Source organism: Acidaminococcus sp. (genome assembly GCA_022482815.1).
Lineage (GTDB): Bacteria > Bacillota > Negativicutes > Acidaminococcales > Acidaminococcaceae > Acidaminococcus.
Genome location: JAKVOM010000001.1, coordinates 1,956,546 through 1,972,306, shown reverse-complemented (window position 1 = coordinate 1,972,306; position 15,761 = coordinate 1,956,546). Strand labels below are relative to the sequence as shown.

The window sequence follows — 15,761 nt, the reverse complement described above, 5'->3', positions numbered from 1 at the left end:
ACTCATCTCTATGTTATTTAAAAATTATAGGACGTCTTTTTTCACGCTTTACTTTGTGGTAATTACCGAGGACATCTACTTCATACTTTTCAATTAATGGAACTTTTTTCACGCCAAAGGAATTTAATACATAGCTATGATCATGCGTTATGATTGTTATAGAAGCAGTAGCGATTCCAGTCTTCACATAATAAACAAATTCATTGGTTGCATCATATGTTTTATTTAAATTACTATCGTCATTTACACGAGTAAACGTTTTAGGCTGCTTACTCTCAAAATGAATCAGGTCACCCGGATACAGTGAAAATTGAAAATTCTTATCGTCCATCACTTTCCATTCTGTCATAGGCTTATTTGCGACGATTGCCAAATTAGGTAGTTGTGGTTTAACCGTATCCGCTACGTATATGGGAACGAGATAATACCCCTCTCCTTTCACGTAAAATACGTCGACCCGAACCATAGTGTCATTTACGGCCGCACCTGTCTTTTGTTGAACCAGGACCGGCATTGTCGTTTTATTCATGATTTTGACTTTTTTAACAAGCGGCCCGCGTGAGCCATCAGCTTTCGGCTTATAAAAAGGCTCGGCAAACGCTGCCTTGGCATCTCCGTTGTATTGATTTAATCTATCCTTTAGAGCTTCATACAGAATTCGATCACTGGACGGATTATAGTAATCTTTGATTTCTCCGTCTTCCATCTTAAGGTCAGTTAATGCTACCTTGGAAAGCGTAAATCCATCTTCAATATGACGTGCTCCCGTAATGGTCTCCTTATGGGCAGGTCCCGTTACTTTTCGTCTTGGCATTCGAGACACGAAAATAGGCTTAATTTCCGAAAGGTCTTTATTGACGTAGTAAGGAAGTTTTTCAAGGCCCATAGTCGGCCTGTCGGAAGAACGGGCAATCAGTTCTGTCCGGAAGCCCTCCCAGGGATACGGGAACTCATCTTTAATTTCTCCGGTACCCTTATGAACAAGATATCCGCCACTCTCACCTTGCTCATAGGCATATTTATGTTTAAAGCGTCCGGTCTCACGATAAGCGGCATAGCCCGAAATTTCCCGGATAAGAGATGGGGTCGCCGCAGCAATGACAACAGCATCCACAGCATGATGCTTATCCCCATTCCCACGAATCTTATTGATACCCCACCGTTTTCTCAAATAGGAAGTAACCATGCCATTGACGGCAGTTACCCGTCTCTTTTTGCCGGTTTGTGAGGGAGCGAATTGCAGATGGTCAGCGATGTAGTTATACATAAACCGGGAAATATATTTGGTATCGGTCAAATTCCGTTCTTTAAAACCACTAATATCATCATTCGTAATCTTCACTTTCAAAAGCTTTTGGCGTTTTCTATAATCTCTGATATTAGCATTAACCCATACTTTAAAATCATCTGCAGCCTGCGCGCCCTTTTTCCTTAAATAGGCCATGGGAATTCGATTGCCCTTATCCCGGTTTTCACTAGAAAATACGAGAACCTTATTTTTGTACGTATCATCAAAACTAATGCTGTACGGAATAATATGGTCTACTTCCACATAGCCTGTCTCAAAGAGCCGCTCGTATTCGATTGGCTTTTGTGAGTATGGACTAATACCATCCTGTTCCTCCCACAATTTGTACTTTACCAAATCTTGTCCGGAAGGTTTGGCAATACCAAAATTTTCACGTATTTTTTCCATTGCTTTATCGTTACGGCTTTGATTTTGTTCGTTTTCTTTTTCTATTTTCTGTCTTTCCTGATAGTCTTTAGAAAGCTCCCTGGCAAGTTCCACATTGATATAAAGCGGACTTTCACCTTGTTCCCGGATAATGGCATTGATAACTTTGATAGTCTGAGAGATAGAACGCCGTGCAACCGGATTCGTAATGTCCTCCAATTCGGGAGCATTAGCTGGAAGAAGTTTTGTTTTTCCTCCCACATTTCCCGTAAAATTATATCCCGCAGCATCGCAAGCATCATTATAGTTTAACCCTTTCTCGAGATAAGGGTTAATTTTCTTAAGCGCCTTAATCGACAGGTGTCCAAATTTTCTCATTCCAGTAATGGTCAGAAGTTCTTCAATATCCTCAGAAGGAATCCCTGCATTGGAAAGTGCTTCTCTTCGCTTATCATCACCCTTGTAGATAGTGAGATACCATCCCACCTGATCAAGCATATCCACCGTATAATCCTGGATCCTATTTTTCTTGACATGGTCCAGAGCCTTACGGATTTGATGATAGAAAGGCAGATATTCAAATTTTTCTTTCTTCTCAGCTGCCTGCTGTTCTTCATCTGGAGTGCTCTTTTTACTGACGGTCTCGTAGCGAACCATATTAAATGAGTATTCTTTGGGAATATTCAATTCTTTACGAATGCGGTCATAATTTAATTTTTCAACCTTTTTTGCCAGCTCAATAAGTTTAGTTCGCTGATCATTAGTAAGAGGAATTGTATCCTTATCCGATATAAGACGAATATGATTAATTTTTTGCAGAAGATTAAAATATTCAAAAGAGTAGCATGCCTTGGCCGCCCTTTTTTCTGGGGGGTCTCCGTTCGACCCATCTTCAAAGGTACAGATACCAACCATTTTTGCAATCATATTGCCGCCGTATGGGCTTTTTCCGCCAGGTCCTTCATCAAAAGCTCGTTGACTAAGCATGATAGTCAGATAAGCGTCCTTGAAATCTTCCGTAATAACTGAGTTACCAAGCTTTTGCTGAGTATCCAAAATCAACGCAGCTTCATCGGCAACCATGCTACGAGCTACTGTTGTCGTATATGTGCCGCCTTTATTCCGTTTATGCTCTTTGAACCGAGGGTCTCTAAGAAACATCTCACCGACAGAGCGATAGTGATTTTCAGCTATTGATTTTTCATTTTCACTGATAGCCGATTTTAAAGCACCAGCTTCTTTATCTGCCAATTCTGCTTTGCGGTTGCTCTTAAAGCCCCTTCTCGTAGCAAGGTGCAAAAGAATCCGGGCTAGCTCTGCATTAGATACACGTTCATCAAGTGCCTTAACGCGCAATTCATAAATATCAGTGAGTTGACCATCATAAAGATGGTCCAATTCTTCACGTGTCAAAAGATGGCTATCCACAAAAAGATTACGGATTCGTTCGAGCCTGTGGCGATGCCGTCTCAGTCTTCTTCTGGCACTTCTTGCTTCGCGTCTGGGCTGAGCTAACGATGCACCTGTTTTAGGTACTTCAGCACGATCAAAAATACGACTCCCAAGACGAATGATTCCCCAAGGCTTCTCCTCATAATCAAGGTCTAGCACGGCATACCCTACCGAAGCAATTCCGATATCAAGCCCTATTCCGTAACTCATTTTCTTCCACCTCTCCCACCAAAATATGTCTATAAATAAAGATAGCGCCTTGCCACAATGGCAAGGCGCTAGTGCTTTGCGGTGTACTACCTTATCATAGTAACCTTCTAAGCTCTGGTTTGGTACAACCATAGTTATTATAACGTATTTGTCCTGCCAAGTAAAGTCTATCTACTTGTAGTATAGCATATGTACCAGAATTTTCTAGGAATTTTAGATTACTATCCAATATTTTACCCTACAACTTATACTTTCATACTAAATCATCTCTTTTTGAGGAAGCCGATAAAATGCGCAGCGAAAATCAGCAAGTTTTTGGTCGTTATCTTTATTTTTGCCACCCGACATCTTAAGAAATAATATAGTGAATTATGACCATTTCCTTTATACTGATAAATTAGGAAATTATAGCTTCTCTGAGGGGAAAACATGAATCAAAATACAAAGACTAAAAAGAAGAATATTAATCTGACCGAAGGAACGACCTGGAAGGTCATTCTTGCGTTTGCCGTTCCCATCATCATCGGGAACCTGCTGCAGGAGTTCTACAATGTCATGGATACGATGATTGTAGGCAGGACGCTCGGCTCCGTGAAGCTCGGTGCGGTCGGATCAACGAGTGCCGTCATCTTTCTTGCCATCGGCTTTGTGATTGGCCTTGCGAGCGGATGCACGGTGCTAACCGCGAACAAGTACGGCGCAGGAGATATGGCCGGCGTGCGTAAGAGTGCAGCCGCCCAGATTGTCAGCTGCACTCTTTTTACGGTTACAATCACTGTAGTGCTTCTTTTTGCCGCGCCCTGGATTCTGCAGTTTCTCCATACAACGGATGCCATGTATCCTTATGCTCTGCAGTACATCATGATCATTTACGGAGGGCTTCCCGCTACCATGCTCTATAACCTGACGGCTGCACAGCTTCGCGCCATCGGGGACAGCCGGACGCCGCTTCTTATGCTGGTTATTTCATCAGTCCTTAATATTATTCTGGACTTTGTATTTATCCTCGCCTTCGGCTGGGATGTGGCCGGTGCCGCCATTGCAACGGTCTTTTCGCAGCTCGTATCGGGGCTCTTATGCCTCCGGATCATCTTCCGCCGTTTCCCCTTCCTGCTTCCCGGAAAAGCAGATTTTCATGATCTCTTTGATACCATTCGAGAAGAACTGACTGTCGGTATCCCTATGGGCCTGCAGCTTTCTGTGATTGCTGTCGGTATGATGACCGTCCAGTACTTTGTGAACAGCTTCGGCAACCATGCCGTATCCGCCTATACGATTGGCAACCGCATGCAGATGATGCTCCAGTCGCCGCTCTCTTCCATGAACCTTGTCATGGCCTCCTTTGCCGGTCAGAACGCAGGCGCTGTGCGCTATGACCGGATTCGTAAAGGAACCCGTGAATCGGTTCTCATGACGGTGCTCTACAGCATTATCGTCGGGATCGTGGTCTACACCTTTTCAAAACCTATCATTACGCTCTTTATTCCCGCCACGGAGATTGAAACCGTCGTCAAGGCCGAACAGTACCTGCACTGGTCCTGCCCGCTACTTTGGACACTAAGCCTTCTTTTTATCTACCGTGGTACCCTAGAAGGTCTATCTGACGGTGTCACGCCTATGATTGGTTCATTTCTGGAAGTCGCCATGCGGGTGCTGATACCCTTATTTTTCTGTGATACCATCGGCTATACCGCCATCGTCATGGCAAGCCCCGCTGCCTGGACGACAAGCGCTGTATTGATGGTAGCGGTGTACTTTTGGAGAATGCGAAATAAGTAAGTGGGCAGCGGTTAGTCTATAGTGGCTAGCAGGCTAGTGCAGGCAAGTTGTCGGGTGGAGCTTGAGGCAGTTAGCAGATGGCAGATAGCTGCAGTTGGCGAAAAAGCGCTTTTGGCTTTAGGCATATAGCTTTTGGCCAGCCTTCGTAAGGCCGCACATGCGTTGAAAGAAAAAGAAGCTATCTTCCCCCGAAAAGCGGACCCCCCTTCTTTCGAAGCCGCGAAGCGGCTTGAAAGAAGATCCCAGAGAAGCAATGCTTCGCATTGCCTGAATGGAATAAAAGAAGTGTGAGAATTTACTACAGGTGTTCGTTATCAAGTGCAAAATTGCCTTAGCAATTTTGTTTCCACGAGCGACCCGCGGCCAGCGAAAAAGGGGCTGTAAAATAATGCGTGCACATTATTTCACAACCCTTTTTCACGCTTTCCGCCGCCCGCAGCCCGCATTCCGCCTGTGGACGAAAAATGACAAGGCATTTTTCTTTGAACTTATAAAAAATAAAACCTGAAATTTAGGTTATCTGCTAAATTTCAGGTTTTACATAATATTTATTTGAATCAAAGCCTTCACCACACTGCTGCAGGCGAGGCTAAATACCATAAGCCAAAAGCACCTTTATTTTCTACTAGCTGCTTGCTGCATTCTATCTCAAGAATCCGCCAAAGTAGCTGCCAGCACTACAGTGCTAACCACTCTCCACTAGCCACTATCCACTTTACTGGGCTATATGCCTTAGGCCAATAAGCCAAAAGCGCTTTTTATTTTTTTACAGCCCTTTTTATTTTCAGTCCGTATATTCAATAATTGCCGGTGGGTTGCCGCCTATGACAGCATAATCCGGGACGTCTTTGACGACGAAGCTGCCGGCGCCGACGATGGCGCCTTTGCCGATGGTAACGCCCTTCAAAATGGTGACGTTAAAGCCAATCCAGGCGCCCTCTTTGATGACGATTGGCTTCATGGCGACGTGGGTAAGGTCCACGTTCTGCCCGACTGTATGGTTACGAACAGCCTCTGCCGCTGTAAGAGTATCTTTCTTCCGTTCTTCCGAATGGAGGGAATGCATATTGCTGTCCACGATATTGCAGCCCCAGGAAATCATGACGTGGTCTTCGATAGTCACGGATTTATGACAGAAGATTTTCGTGTCTTTGTTGATAACGACATTGTTGCCAATGGTAATCTTGCCGCCCAGCGCGACGAGTTCACCATTGATGACGCAGTCTTTTCCGACTTTGATTTTCCCGCCCATTTTGACCATGACGTGATCCACAAAAGAACTGCTGTCAATTTTGATATCGTTTGTCATGATGATCATCTCCTTTTAAATTTATGCAAAACGCCTTTCAGGCGGCTGCAAACTGACTGTTATAGAGCTCGGCATAGAAACCGTTTTTCGCCATGAGCTCCTCATGCGTACCCGATTCGATAATGTCGCCGTCTTTCATGACGAGGATAGAGTCCGCATTTTTGATGGTTGAAAGCCTGTGGGCAATGACGAAGGACGTACGGCCCTGCGTCAGGAGATCCATCGCGTTCTGTACCTTTTGCTCGGTTCTCGTATCGACGGAAGACGTAGCTTCATCGAGAATCATCAAAGGCGAATCGGCGAGCATGGCCCGGGCGATGGTGATGAGCTGTTTCTGTCCGGCCGAGATGCCGGCGTCCTCATTCAGCACAGTGTCGTACCCATGGGGCAGTTGCCGGATGAGGTCGGTCAATCCGACGGCTTCACAGACTTTGTCCAGCTGCGCATCAGACACGTTTTCCCGATTGTAGACGAGATTTTCCCGCACAGTACCCTCAATGAGCCACGTATCCTGCAGCACCATACCAAAAATGTTATGCACGGTCTCGCGCTTCATATCCATGGTGTTGACGCCATCGATTGTTATTTTGCCGCCGTCGACATCATAGAACCGCATAAGCAGGTTGACGATGGTCGTCTTACCCGCGCCCGTAGGTCCGACGATGGCCACTTTCTGGCCTGCCTTGATCTGCGAAGAAAAATCGTGGATAATCTCACGCTCTTTGGTATAGCCGAATTTCACGTGGTCAAAAGTGACATCGCCTTTGACGTTCTTAATCACCGCAGTCTTTCCGGATTCGTCCTCCATTTCCTCTTCACCGAGAAAGGTAAAAATACGGTCACACGCCGCGACCATGGACTGCATGGAGCTGAAGGCCTGAGCCAGATTCTGCAGCGGGTGCGTAAAATTCCGGATATACATCATAAAAGCCACGATGACGCCGAAGGTAATCTCCCCTTCGAGGGCAAGAACGGCGCCGGTAATGCAGACTACCACATAGGCTACGTTGCCGATAAACATCATAAGGGGCGGCATAATCCCGGAAAGCCAGGTAGACTTCCAGTTGGCCGTGTAAAGTTTTTCATTCTTTTCACGGAAAACGCGGCGTGACGCCTCCTGATCGTTATAAGCTTTGATGACAAGTAGTCCGCCGTAGGTTTCTTCGATGTGCCCGTTGAGGCTGCCCAGATCCTGCTGCTGCCGCGTAAAGTACTTCTGTGATTTGGCAATCAGAAAGAACGCGAGGGCAAATCCCACGATAGCGGAGAAAATACCCAGAATGGCCATTTTCCAATTTGTCACGAGCATCATGACAGCGGCTCCGATAAGAAGTGCTACATTAAGGATGATAGTAGAAAGGGACTGATTTAGCATCTGCCCCACGGTATCGACGTCATTCGTGACGAGGGACAACGTATTGCCGGTCTCGTGCGAATCGAAATATCGTAGCGGCAGTCTGTCGATTTTCCTTGAAATATCCCGGCGCATAGACTTTGTAATGTCCTGAGATACGGTAGCCATAATGAACCCTTCTACGTAGTTGACGACCCAGCCGAGCCCGTAAAGCAGCGTCATGAGAAGACAGATTCTCCTGATGGCGACAAGATTCATCTCTCCGATAAGACCTGCTGTGATAAGGTCTGTGATTCTGCTGAGTGCATTAGGCCCGATGAGGTTCAAAATAGCAGCCACGAGCGACAGAAAGACTGACACATAAATCCAGGCGCGGAAGCTATGGATATACCGAAGGAACTTTATGAGCGGTTTAATCTGGCTTTTCTTTTCACGCATTGGCAAGTTCCTCCTTTGAAAGTTGTGACAAGGCAATTTCCTGATAAACCTTGCAGTTTTTCATGAGCTCGTCGTGAGTACCTTTCCCGACGATGCTGCCGTGCTCCAGTACCAGGATCTGGTCCGCGTCGCGTATCGTACCTATACGCTGGGCCACGATAATTTTTGTTGCGTCTGCCGTCTTTTGTGCCAGCTGCTTTCTGACTTCCCTGTCCGTCTTATAGTCGAGAGCGGAGAAAGAATCGTCAAAAATAAAAATTTCCGGCTTTCTGGCGACGGCTCTTGCAATAGAAATACGCTGCTTCTGCCCGCCGGAGACGTTCGTGCCGTTTTGAGAGATGGAGGCGTCCTCTCCTTTTGGCATTTTACTTACAAATTCATCCGCCTTCGAGACAGCAAGAGCTTCTTTCACGTCCTCCTCAGTGCCGGGAGCTTTCCCATTTTCACCAAATAGAATATTGGTCCTTACTGTGCCGGAAAAAAGCTTGGCTCTCTGGGAGCAATAGCCGATTTTACTGCGTAGTTCGCTCTTTTTGTAAGCTTTGACATCGACGCCGTCAACAAGCACTTCACCTGCGCTGGCATCATAAAAACGCGGAATGAGATTGATGGCTGTCGTTTTACCGGAGCCCGTGGCACCGATGAGGGCACACGTTTCTCCCCGGTTCACTTTAAAAGAAAGATGCTGAAGCACATCGCCTCCCGCTTCCGGATAGCGGAAAGAAACGTCGCGAAATTCAACGGTGCCTTTTTCACCCGGAGCTGACGCTACTGTCCCATCCGTAATCGACACGGGCGTATCAAGTACTTCCACAATACGATTAGCGCTGACTTCGGCGCGGGGCAGCAGAATGAAAATCATGTTAAGGAGCATGAAGGACATGATAATCTGCATGGCGTAATTAAGAAATACAACCATATCGGAAAAAATCACGAGTTTCGCAGGCCCCGCCGCCGCGCTGATAAGATAGGCACCGATCCAGTACACGGCCAGGGACAGACCACTGTTTAAAAGTGTCATCGTTGGAAACATGAGCGCCATGACACGGTTTGCTATGGTGTTATTTTCTGTGATGATTTCGTTCTGCTTATCAAACTTCTTTTCCTGATACGCTTCCGCATTGTAGGCTCTGACGACTCTCACGCCGGCCACCTGTTCACGGGTAACCGTGTTCAGTTTATCGTTGAGCGTTTGGATTTTTTGGAAACGCGGCACGGCGTAGACCAGCGTAATACCGAGTACGATAACAAGAATTGCTACGGCAACCGCTGTGGATAACGTCCACTGCCAGTTCTTATTGGAGATTTTAACGATAGCCCAGACGGCCGTAATAGGTGCCTTGATAATGGCCTGCAGCCCCATGGCCACAAGCGTCTGGATCTGCGTCACATCATTCGTCGTACGGTTAATCAAAGAGTCGGCCGAAAATTGATGCACTTCCTGCATAGGAAAATCCAGTGTCTTGTTGTAAACGAGGTCACGCAGCGTACGCGAGAGGCCTGCCGCTGTTTTTGACGCAAAAAGCACTGTGACAATGGCTGCCGCCATAGATCCGACCGCGCAGGCAAGCATTTTCCCACCAGCTGAGAGAATATCGTCCATGGCGGAGCCTTCCGTCTCCACGAGCCTTGTGACCTCGGACATATAATCAGGCAGTTTCAAATCCAGCCATACCTGTAAGACGATGAAGAACACACAGAAAGCTGCATACACCCATTCCTTTTTCTTGAGATACTTTAAAATCTTTAACATTAGAATTTATCTCCCACTCGTTAGATTTTTATCATTCGATTTGAGCTCTCATCCCCCTTGATAAATGACGAGATTTTAAAAATCAGACAGTGAGAAATTATGAAGGATGCGCACGAGCATATCGTGAAAAACTTTTTGTTCCTCTTCACTCAGAGCACCAAGAAGCAATTTTTCATCATTTTCACGCGCCGTTTCGGAGGCGGCAAGCAGCTCTTTGCCCTTTTCCGTCAGTCTGGCATTCTTGGCATGGCCATGAGCTGCATCCTCGACGGCTATCAGCTGTTTATCGGCCAGGCGGCGCATAATTCCGGAAACAGTGGGCTGTGCCGTCTGAAAGTGATTTTGCGCATTTTTAAAAGAAACAGATCCGTTATTCCGCTGCATATAATGCAGGTACCGAAATTGAGAAGCCGTAAGGTTGACCTCATTCAGCATCGTATTGAAATGATGCTGAAGTTGGTTGGAAATTAATTTAACCAACATCCCGCAGTCTATGTATTCATCTTGATTTTCCTTCATAACATTCTTCTCCTTTTCTTTTTCCCGGCTTTAAAGGGTCTCTGCCTGCGTTCGAGGCTTCCCGGCACATGAGAATCATTCGTTGCTTATATCATAGCATGCTATGATAGTTCGCTATGATAGTAACGCATTTTGACGGAGATGTAAAGTGGAAAAACAGTGGATAGTGATAAGGGGTTAGTACAGTAACATTTTATTTAAACTTCCGGACACTTGGGAAATGCCCTGAAAAAAGAGCTGGCGAATCTCACAACTTCAGACCGCCTGTGGCTGGAAAGACAAGATCCTTTGCTTGAGTCGTATTAAAAAAAATAACTGCACATACATAAAGAAACCGGAGGTCGCTCCTGAAAGTGATCTCCGGTTCATTCTATTTATTCATTTCATGCGGCTGGCAATATGTCTCGTTAAGACAAAATCGCCGTACCATCTGCTATTTTGTTTCGCACTGCGGAAACAGTCTCTTCAATAGACTTTGAAGTCGTATCTACGACATTCGCTTCATATTTTCCCAAATTGCAAAACTGCTTCCACATTGTTTCGACGATTTCAATATTCGTCTGCGGATCTAACTTCGAGCGACTCACAGCCCGCTTTAAGGTCTCTTCTTTGCTTGCCCTTAAGATGATATAATGCACCTCATAATGCTCCCGGGCAAGTTCCTGCAGCGGTGCGATAAACCACGGCCCGAGGATTCCGTCCACAATGACATCATAGCCCCCGCGGGCAAAGCGTTTGGCTGCTGCGAGGAAGGCCTCAATGACAACCCGGTTCTGCTCATTTGATTCCGGCAAATAGGGTGCAATAGCTCCCTTGTTCAAATAGTGATAAAAATCGTCTGTGAGCATATGCACGGATTTATCCAAATCACATTCTTTGGCGATAAGAGAGGCAATCGTACTCTTTCCCGTTCCCGGAGAACCCGTGATGACAATGATTCTGCCGTGGTTCATTGTTACGCCTCCAATTTTCTATACATCTTTAAATCAGAACAGATTTATTTGTCCACATCGATACGCTCAATCTTGAAAATAACCGGCCTCGTGCCATCACTGCAGCAGGCAATCATCACATGGTCATCATTGGTCCAGCCGTGCATGATGGCCCCGCCCTGCAGTGCCGTATAAATATAGCGGCTGATGGCATCCCATGCTTCCGAACAGAAAGGAACGCCTTCTTCTCCGCAGTGCTTCGTACCCGGCGACTGCAGACAGCCCTCGTCGGCTTTACCTTTTTTGACCAGCGTTCCCGCTCCCATATGCCAGAAATCGTCTCTCTCATCATTGCGGGAGAAAATGAATTCATCGCCGACATTGTAGCAAGGACACTTGCCGCTGTCCGGCACCGCGCAGTACTGCTGCTGCAGCTCCGGGAATAATTTCTTGTCGATGACCGTTACCTTACATTTGTATTCCATAAGGCACCTCCTGAATTGATATGCTGCCGAAAGGTGAACTTACTAACTAAGACTATCATATCATAGATAACAAGAAGATATAAAAGCGCTTTGGGTAAAGACCAAGGCAGGCAGCCGTTAGCAAATAGCAAATTGCAGCAGTTAGCTTGTTCGCAATAACAGCGCTTTTAACGTATAATCCGCAGCAGAAAAGTATGGTCTGACACTCAAAATTACACAAAAAGAAAACCTGGAGTAGATTTCAATCACTCCAGATTTTCATTGCTCTATGCTTTCAAATAAATCCCATATTCTTTATCATGGTGATCCAGAGGGTCAGGGTAACAGCACTGAGAGCCGTTGTCAGGGCAACGATGGCACCTGTCATATTACCCTTATGACCCATCGTTTTTGCCATGACAAAAGAACTGACCGTCGTAGGCGCCGCCAGCATGACAAGAATTGCAACCAGTTCTTCCTTCTCGAACCCGCAAATAATCGCTGCCGTAAGGAAAATAGCGGGCAGTCCAATCAGCTTCAAGAAGACAGCGGAACAAACGGGCTTTAAATCGTCCGTAATGTGGGAAAAACTGAAAGACGCTCCCATAGCGATGAGTCCCATCGGTGTAGCCATATTGCTGAGGCTTGTGCATACGCTGCTCATCCATTCCGGCTCGTGAAGGCGCAGTGCAGACCAGGCAAATCCTATAGCAATGCCAATGATCAATGGGTTTTTGAGTACCTTAAAAAACGTTTGCCGGAGAAAAGAGCTGTCGATTTTCTGCTTATTCCCGTCTTTAGCCGGTTCTGTCGCTGCCAAGATAACGACGGCCATAATGTTGTAAATTGGCGCTGCCGCAAGGATCATCATCGGAGCAATACCCTCAGTCCCGTAAATCGCCTTTACGAACGCCGCTCCGAGAAGTGTAGCACTGCTGCGAAAAGAGCCTTGAATGAATTCACCTCTCCCCTCGTGGTCTTTCATCAAAAGAGCGAGCAGAGAAACGATGACTACGGAAAGCAGTGTGGCAGCAACACAGAAGAGAACAAACTTGCCGTCCCAATCTTTATCCAAATCAGTTGTTGACAGATCCTGAAACAGCATGACAGGCAGGGCGATATTAAAAACAAATTTGTTCATGTATCCGGCAAACTCCTCGTTCACGACATGAACCTTCCGGAAGAACATGCCGAGTACCATGAGAAGAAATACGGGAGCTACTGCATTCAGACTAAATAGAAAACTACTCATAGGACGTCCCTCCGGTCAGGCTAACGGTGGAAATAGTCAGCCATATCTTCAAATTCACATCCGAGAGAAGACAACTTCTTTTCTACCCACGACTGGTCACAGGTTCCGGTTTCTTCCAGTTGTTTAAGGTTTGTCTGGTCGCGCTGTGTAATCTTTGAAGACTGTGCCAATACTTCTTCGGCGTGTTCAGGGTTAATGAAGATAACACCATCTGCATCCGCAACGACGATATCTCCGGGACAGACCAACTGTCCGCCGCATACGATTGGCACATTCACTTCTCCCGGTCCGTTGAAGTAAGGTCCGTTCGGGCTGATTGCCCTGACAAATACATAAAAATCTTCCATCTGCGAGAGGACGGCCGAATCTCTTGTGGCACCGTCGATAATCAGCCCTTTTGCGCCCCTTGCGCGGCAGTATTTTGCTGTAACTTCGCCGGCTACCGCCCTATCATCGAAGCCACCGGCATCAATGACAACGACATCCCCTGGCTGCACGTACTGAATGGCAGCGCGGAACATGAGATTATCTCCATGAGGCAGTTTAATTGTAAATGCAGTTCCCACCATAGAGCCCGAGTACTTATTCAAGGCGCGTATGCTGTGATCGACAGCAGCAAGTTTCGACATCGTATCGTCCAGATCCGATACGGCAAGATTGCTGAAGCGGCTGAGCAATGATTTATCCGGGCGTTTAAAATTCTTTACGATCTTGCATCCTAAACTCATAATGTTACCCTCCTTACTCAAATATCTACTTTCATAAAACTTTGTCACTAGTACTTACAAAGCACCAATCATCTTATAATCTATGTATTCTATTTATACCGAGGTTCCCACTTGTATGCCTTAACGCAGGCGCCCGGATCTGCTACTTCATTGCGGTTCAGTCCTTCCTTCTTTGCTTCTGCAGCAACGGCGCAGGCCACAGTTTCTGAGAACTGATCCAGCTTGGTGACCGGCGGCAGTACAGAAGCTCCTGGTTTTGTCGGATCGACGATACCGCCAATGGAGTGAGCTGCTACCGAAATCATACGGTCTGTGAGGAGCTTGGCACCGGAAGCAATGACACCGAGGCCGAGACCCGGATAAATAAGGGCGTTGTTGGCTTGCCCTATATCATAGGTCACTCCGTTATAAATGACAGGTGCAGAAGGAATGCCGGTTGCCACCAGAGCGCAGCCATCGGTCCAGCGAATCAGGTCTTCCGCTGTTGCTTCAGCAAGTTCAGTAGGATTGCTGAGAGGGAAAATAATCGGTCTCTTTGCATACGAAGCCATTTCCTTCACAATTTCTTCGGTAAAGGCACCAGACTTGGTGGACGTACCTACAAGGATAGTCGGATGAACAGCTTTCACAGCGGCGGTCAGGTTTGTCAATTCAGAAGCGTTAGCAAATTCGGAACGCTTTCTGGCAAAAGGTTTCTGTTCCGGTGTCAAATCGTCCATATCATCAAAGAGCAGACCCTGACGGTCTACAAGGTAGAACCGCTTACGAGCCTCATCTTCCGAAAGACCCTGATCCAGCATTTCCTGGTAAATCCGTTTTGCTATGCCGCAGCCTGCCGTACCGGCACCAAAGCACATATAAACCTGGTCGGTCAGCTTTTCACCAGAGATGTTGAGGCCGCCCAGAATACCGGCCAGCGAGATGATACCGGTACCTTCAATGTCGTCATTAAAGACAGGATACGTATTGACGTAGCGGTCCAAAATCTTTGCCGCATGCTCTCTGCCAAAGTCTTCAAAGTGCAGATAAAGACGCGGAAACATGCCTTCGACAAGCTTCACAAACTGGTCGACAAACGCATCATACCGTCCATCAATGATCCGTTTCTGATGAAGGCCCAGATATAGCGGATTCTTCAGCAAACTTTCACGATTTGTTCCCGCATCAAGCACAACCGGGAGGACCCGTGCGGGGTCAAGACCGGCAGCTGCTGTATAGACCATTAGCTTGCCGACAGAAATACTGACGCCGTTCGTTCCCCAGTCACCGATGCCGAGGATGGCTTCTGCGTCCGTCACGACAATGAGATCGATGTCGCGGCCTTCAGAGGCATTGCGGATAGACTCCTCCATCCTTTCCGGATGATCAATAGAAAGATAGGCGGCATTCTGAGGGGTTATAAAGAACTCACTGTATTCACGAATACTTTCAGCAATACCCGGGTCGTAGACAATCGGCATGAATTCAGCAATGTGCTGCTTAAAGACATAGAAAAACAAAGTACGGTTACGGCTGAAAATATTCATCAGATAATGCCGCTTTTCCGTGACGTTAGGCTTATTTTCAATATTTTCATAAGCTTGTTTTGCCTGATTTTCCAGACTTTGGACAGTTGGCGGAAGAATCCCGACAAGGCTGTACTGTTCCCGTTCGGCTTCAGTAAATGCAGTTCCCTTGTTGAGGAACGGGTCATTCAATAAATCGTATCCCTTTTTCATCATGCATTCCCCTTTCCATATGCAGTAGTTCCGACGGTCTGGAACTGAAATAATTCTTAACATAATCATAAATTATCTTATAATTTAATTATATAAGAAAATTGATTTTTTCTAAAGAATCAATCTGATATAGTTCATATATCAAATTGACATATCACCAGCCCTGCAAACTATGATA

At 46.3% G+C, this 15,761-nt stretch carries 11 protein-coding genes; 1 reads left to right on the top strand and 10 read right to left on the bottom strand.

Annotation, left to right across the window (positions count from 1 at the left end; all coding sequences use genetic code 11):
- Positions 1–13: 13 nt before the first annotated feature.
- On the bottom strand, positions 14–3,337 hold the full coding sequence (cas9, locus tag LKE33_08505; GenBank protein ID MCH3950952.1) for a type II CRISPR RNA-guided endonuclease Cas9: 3,324 nt from the start codon (positions 3,335–3,337) through the stop codon (positions 14–16).
- 429 nt (positions 3,338–3,766) lie between these two features.
- Between cas9 and LKE33_08500 the strand changes: the two genes are divergently transcribed.
- On the top strand, positions 3,767–5,116 hold the full coding sequence (locus LKE33_08500) for an MATE family efflux transporter (protein ID MCH3950951.1): 1,350 nt from the start codon (positions 3,767–3,769) through the stop codon (positions 5,114–5,116).
- A gap of 784 nt (positions 5,117–5,900) precedes the next feature.
- Here the strand turns inward: LKE33_08500 and LKE33_08495 are convergent.
- From LKE33_08495 to LKE33_08455, 9 genes are all read right to left on the bottom strand, one after another.
- Positions 5,901–6,425 (bottom strand): acyltransferase, encoded by a 525-nt coding sequence (locus LKE33_08495; GenBank protein ID MCH3950950.1) that lies wholly within the window; start codon positions 6,423–6,425, stop codon positions 5,901–5,903.
- Positions 6,426–6,462: 37 nt separating this feature from the next.
- The gene (locus tag LKE33_08490) at positions 6,463–8,217 is read right to left on the bottom strand and encodes an ABC transporter ATP-binding protein/permease (GenBank protein MCH3950949.1); all 1,755 of its coding nucleotides are present in this window, start codon (positions 8,215–8,217) and stop codon (positions 6,463–6,465) included.
- Positions 8,210–9,970, bottom strand: coding sequence for an ABC transporter ATP-binding protein/permease (locus tag LKE33_08485; protein MCH3950948.1), 1,761 nt, complete (start codon positions 9,968–9,970; stop codon positions 8,210–8,212). The genes LKE33_08490 and LKE33_08485 overlap by 8 nt, the downstream gene beginning before the upstream one ends.
- Before the next feature lie 75 nt (positions 9,971–10,045).
- A complete protein-coding gene (locus LKE33_08480; protein ID MCH3950947.1) occupies positions 10,046–10,489 on the bottom strand; it encodes a MarR family winged helix-turn-helix transcriptional regulator in 444 nt (147 codons plus the stop codon).
- Positions 10,490–10,896: 407 nt separating this feature from the next.
- Positions 10,897–11,442 carry an AAA family ATPase gene (locus LKE33_08475; protein ID MCH3950946.1) on the bottom strand — a complete coding sequence of 182 codons (546 nt, stop codon included), beginning with the start codon at positions 11,440–11,442 and terminating at the stop codon, positions 10,897–10,899.
- A gap of 44 nt (positions 11,443–11,486) precedes the next feature.
- Positions 11,487–11,906 carry a TIGR04076 family protein gene (locus LKE33_08470; GenBank protein ID MCH3950945.1) on the bottom strand — a complete coding sequence of 140 codons (420 nt, stop codon included), beginning with the start codon at positions 11,904–11,906 and terminating at the stop codon, positions 11,487–11,489.
- A 274-nt stretch (positions 11,907–12,180) separates the two neighbouring features.
- On the bottom strand, positions 12,181–13,137 hold the full coding sequence (locus LKE33_08465; protein ID MCH3950944.1) for an AEC family transporter: 957 nt from the start codon (positions 13,135–13,137) through the stop codon (positions 12,181–12,183).
- Between the two features lie 20 nt (positions 13,138–13,157).
- Positions 13,158–13,865 carry an RraA family protein gene (locus LKE33_08460; GenBank protein MCH3950943.1) on the bottom strand — a complete coding sequence of 236 codons (708 nt, stop codon included), beginning with the start codon at positions 13,863–13,865 and terminating at the stop codon, positions 13,158–13,160.
- Between the two features lie 89 nt (positions 13,866–13,954).
- Positions 13,955–15,586 carry an NAD-dependent malic enzyme gene (locus LKE33_08455; GenBank protein MCH3950942.1) on the bottom strand — a complete coding sequence of 544 codons (1,632 nt, stop codon included), beginning with the start codon at positions 15,584–15,586 and terminating at the stop codon, positions 13,955–13,957.
- Positions 15,587–15,761: the final 175 nt, after the last annotated feature.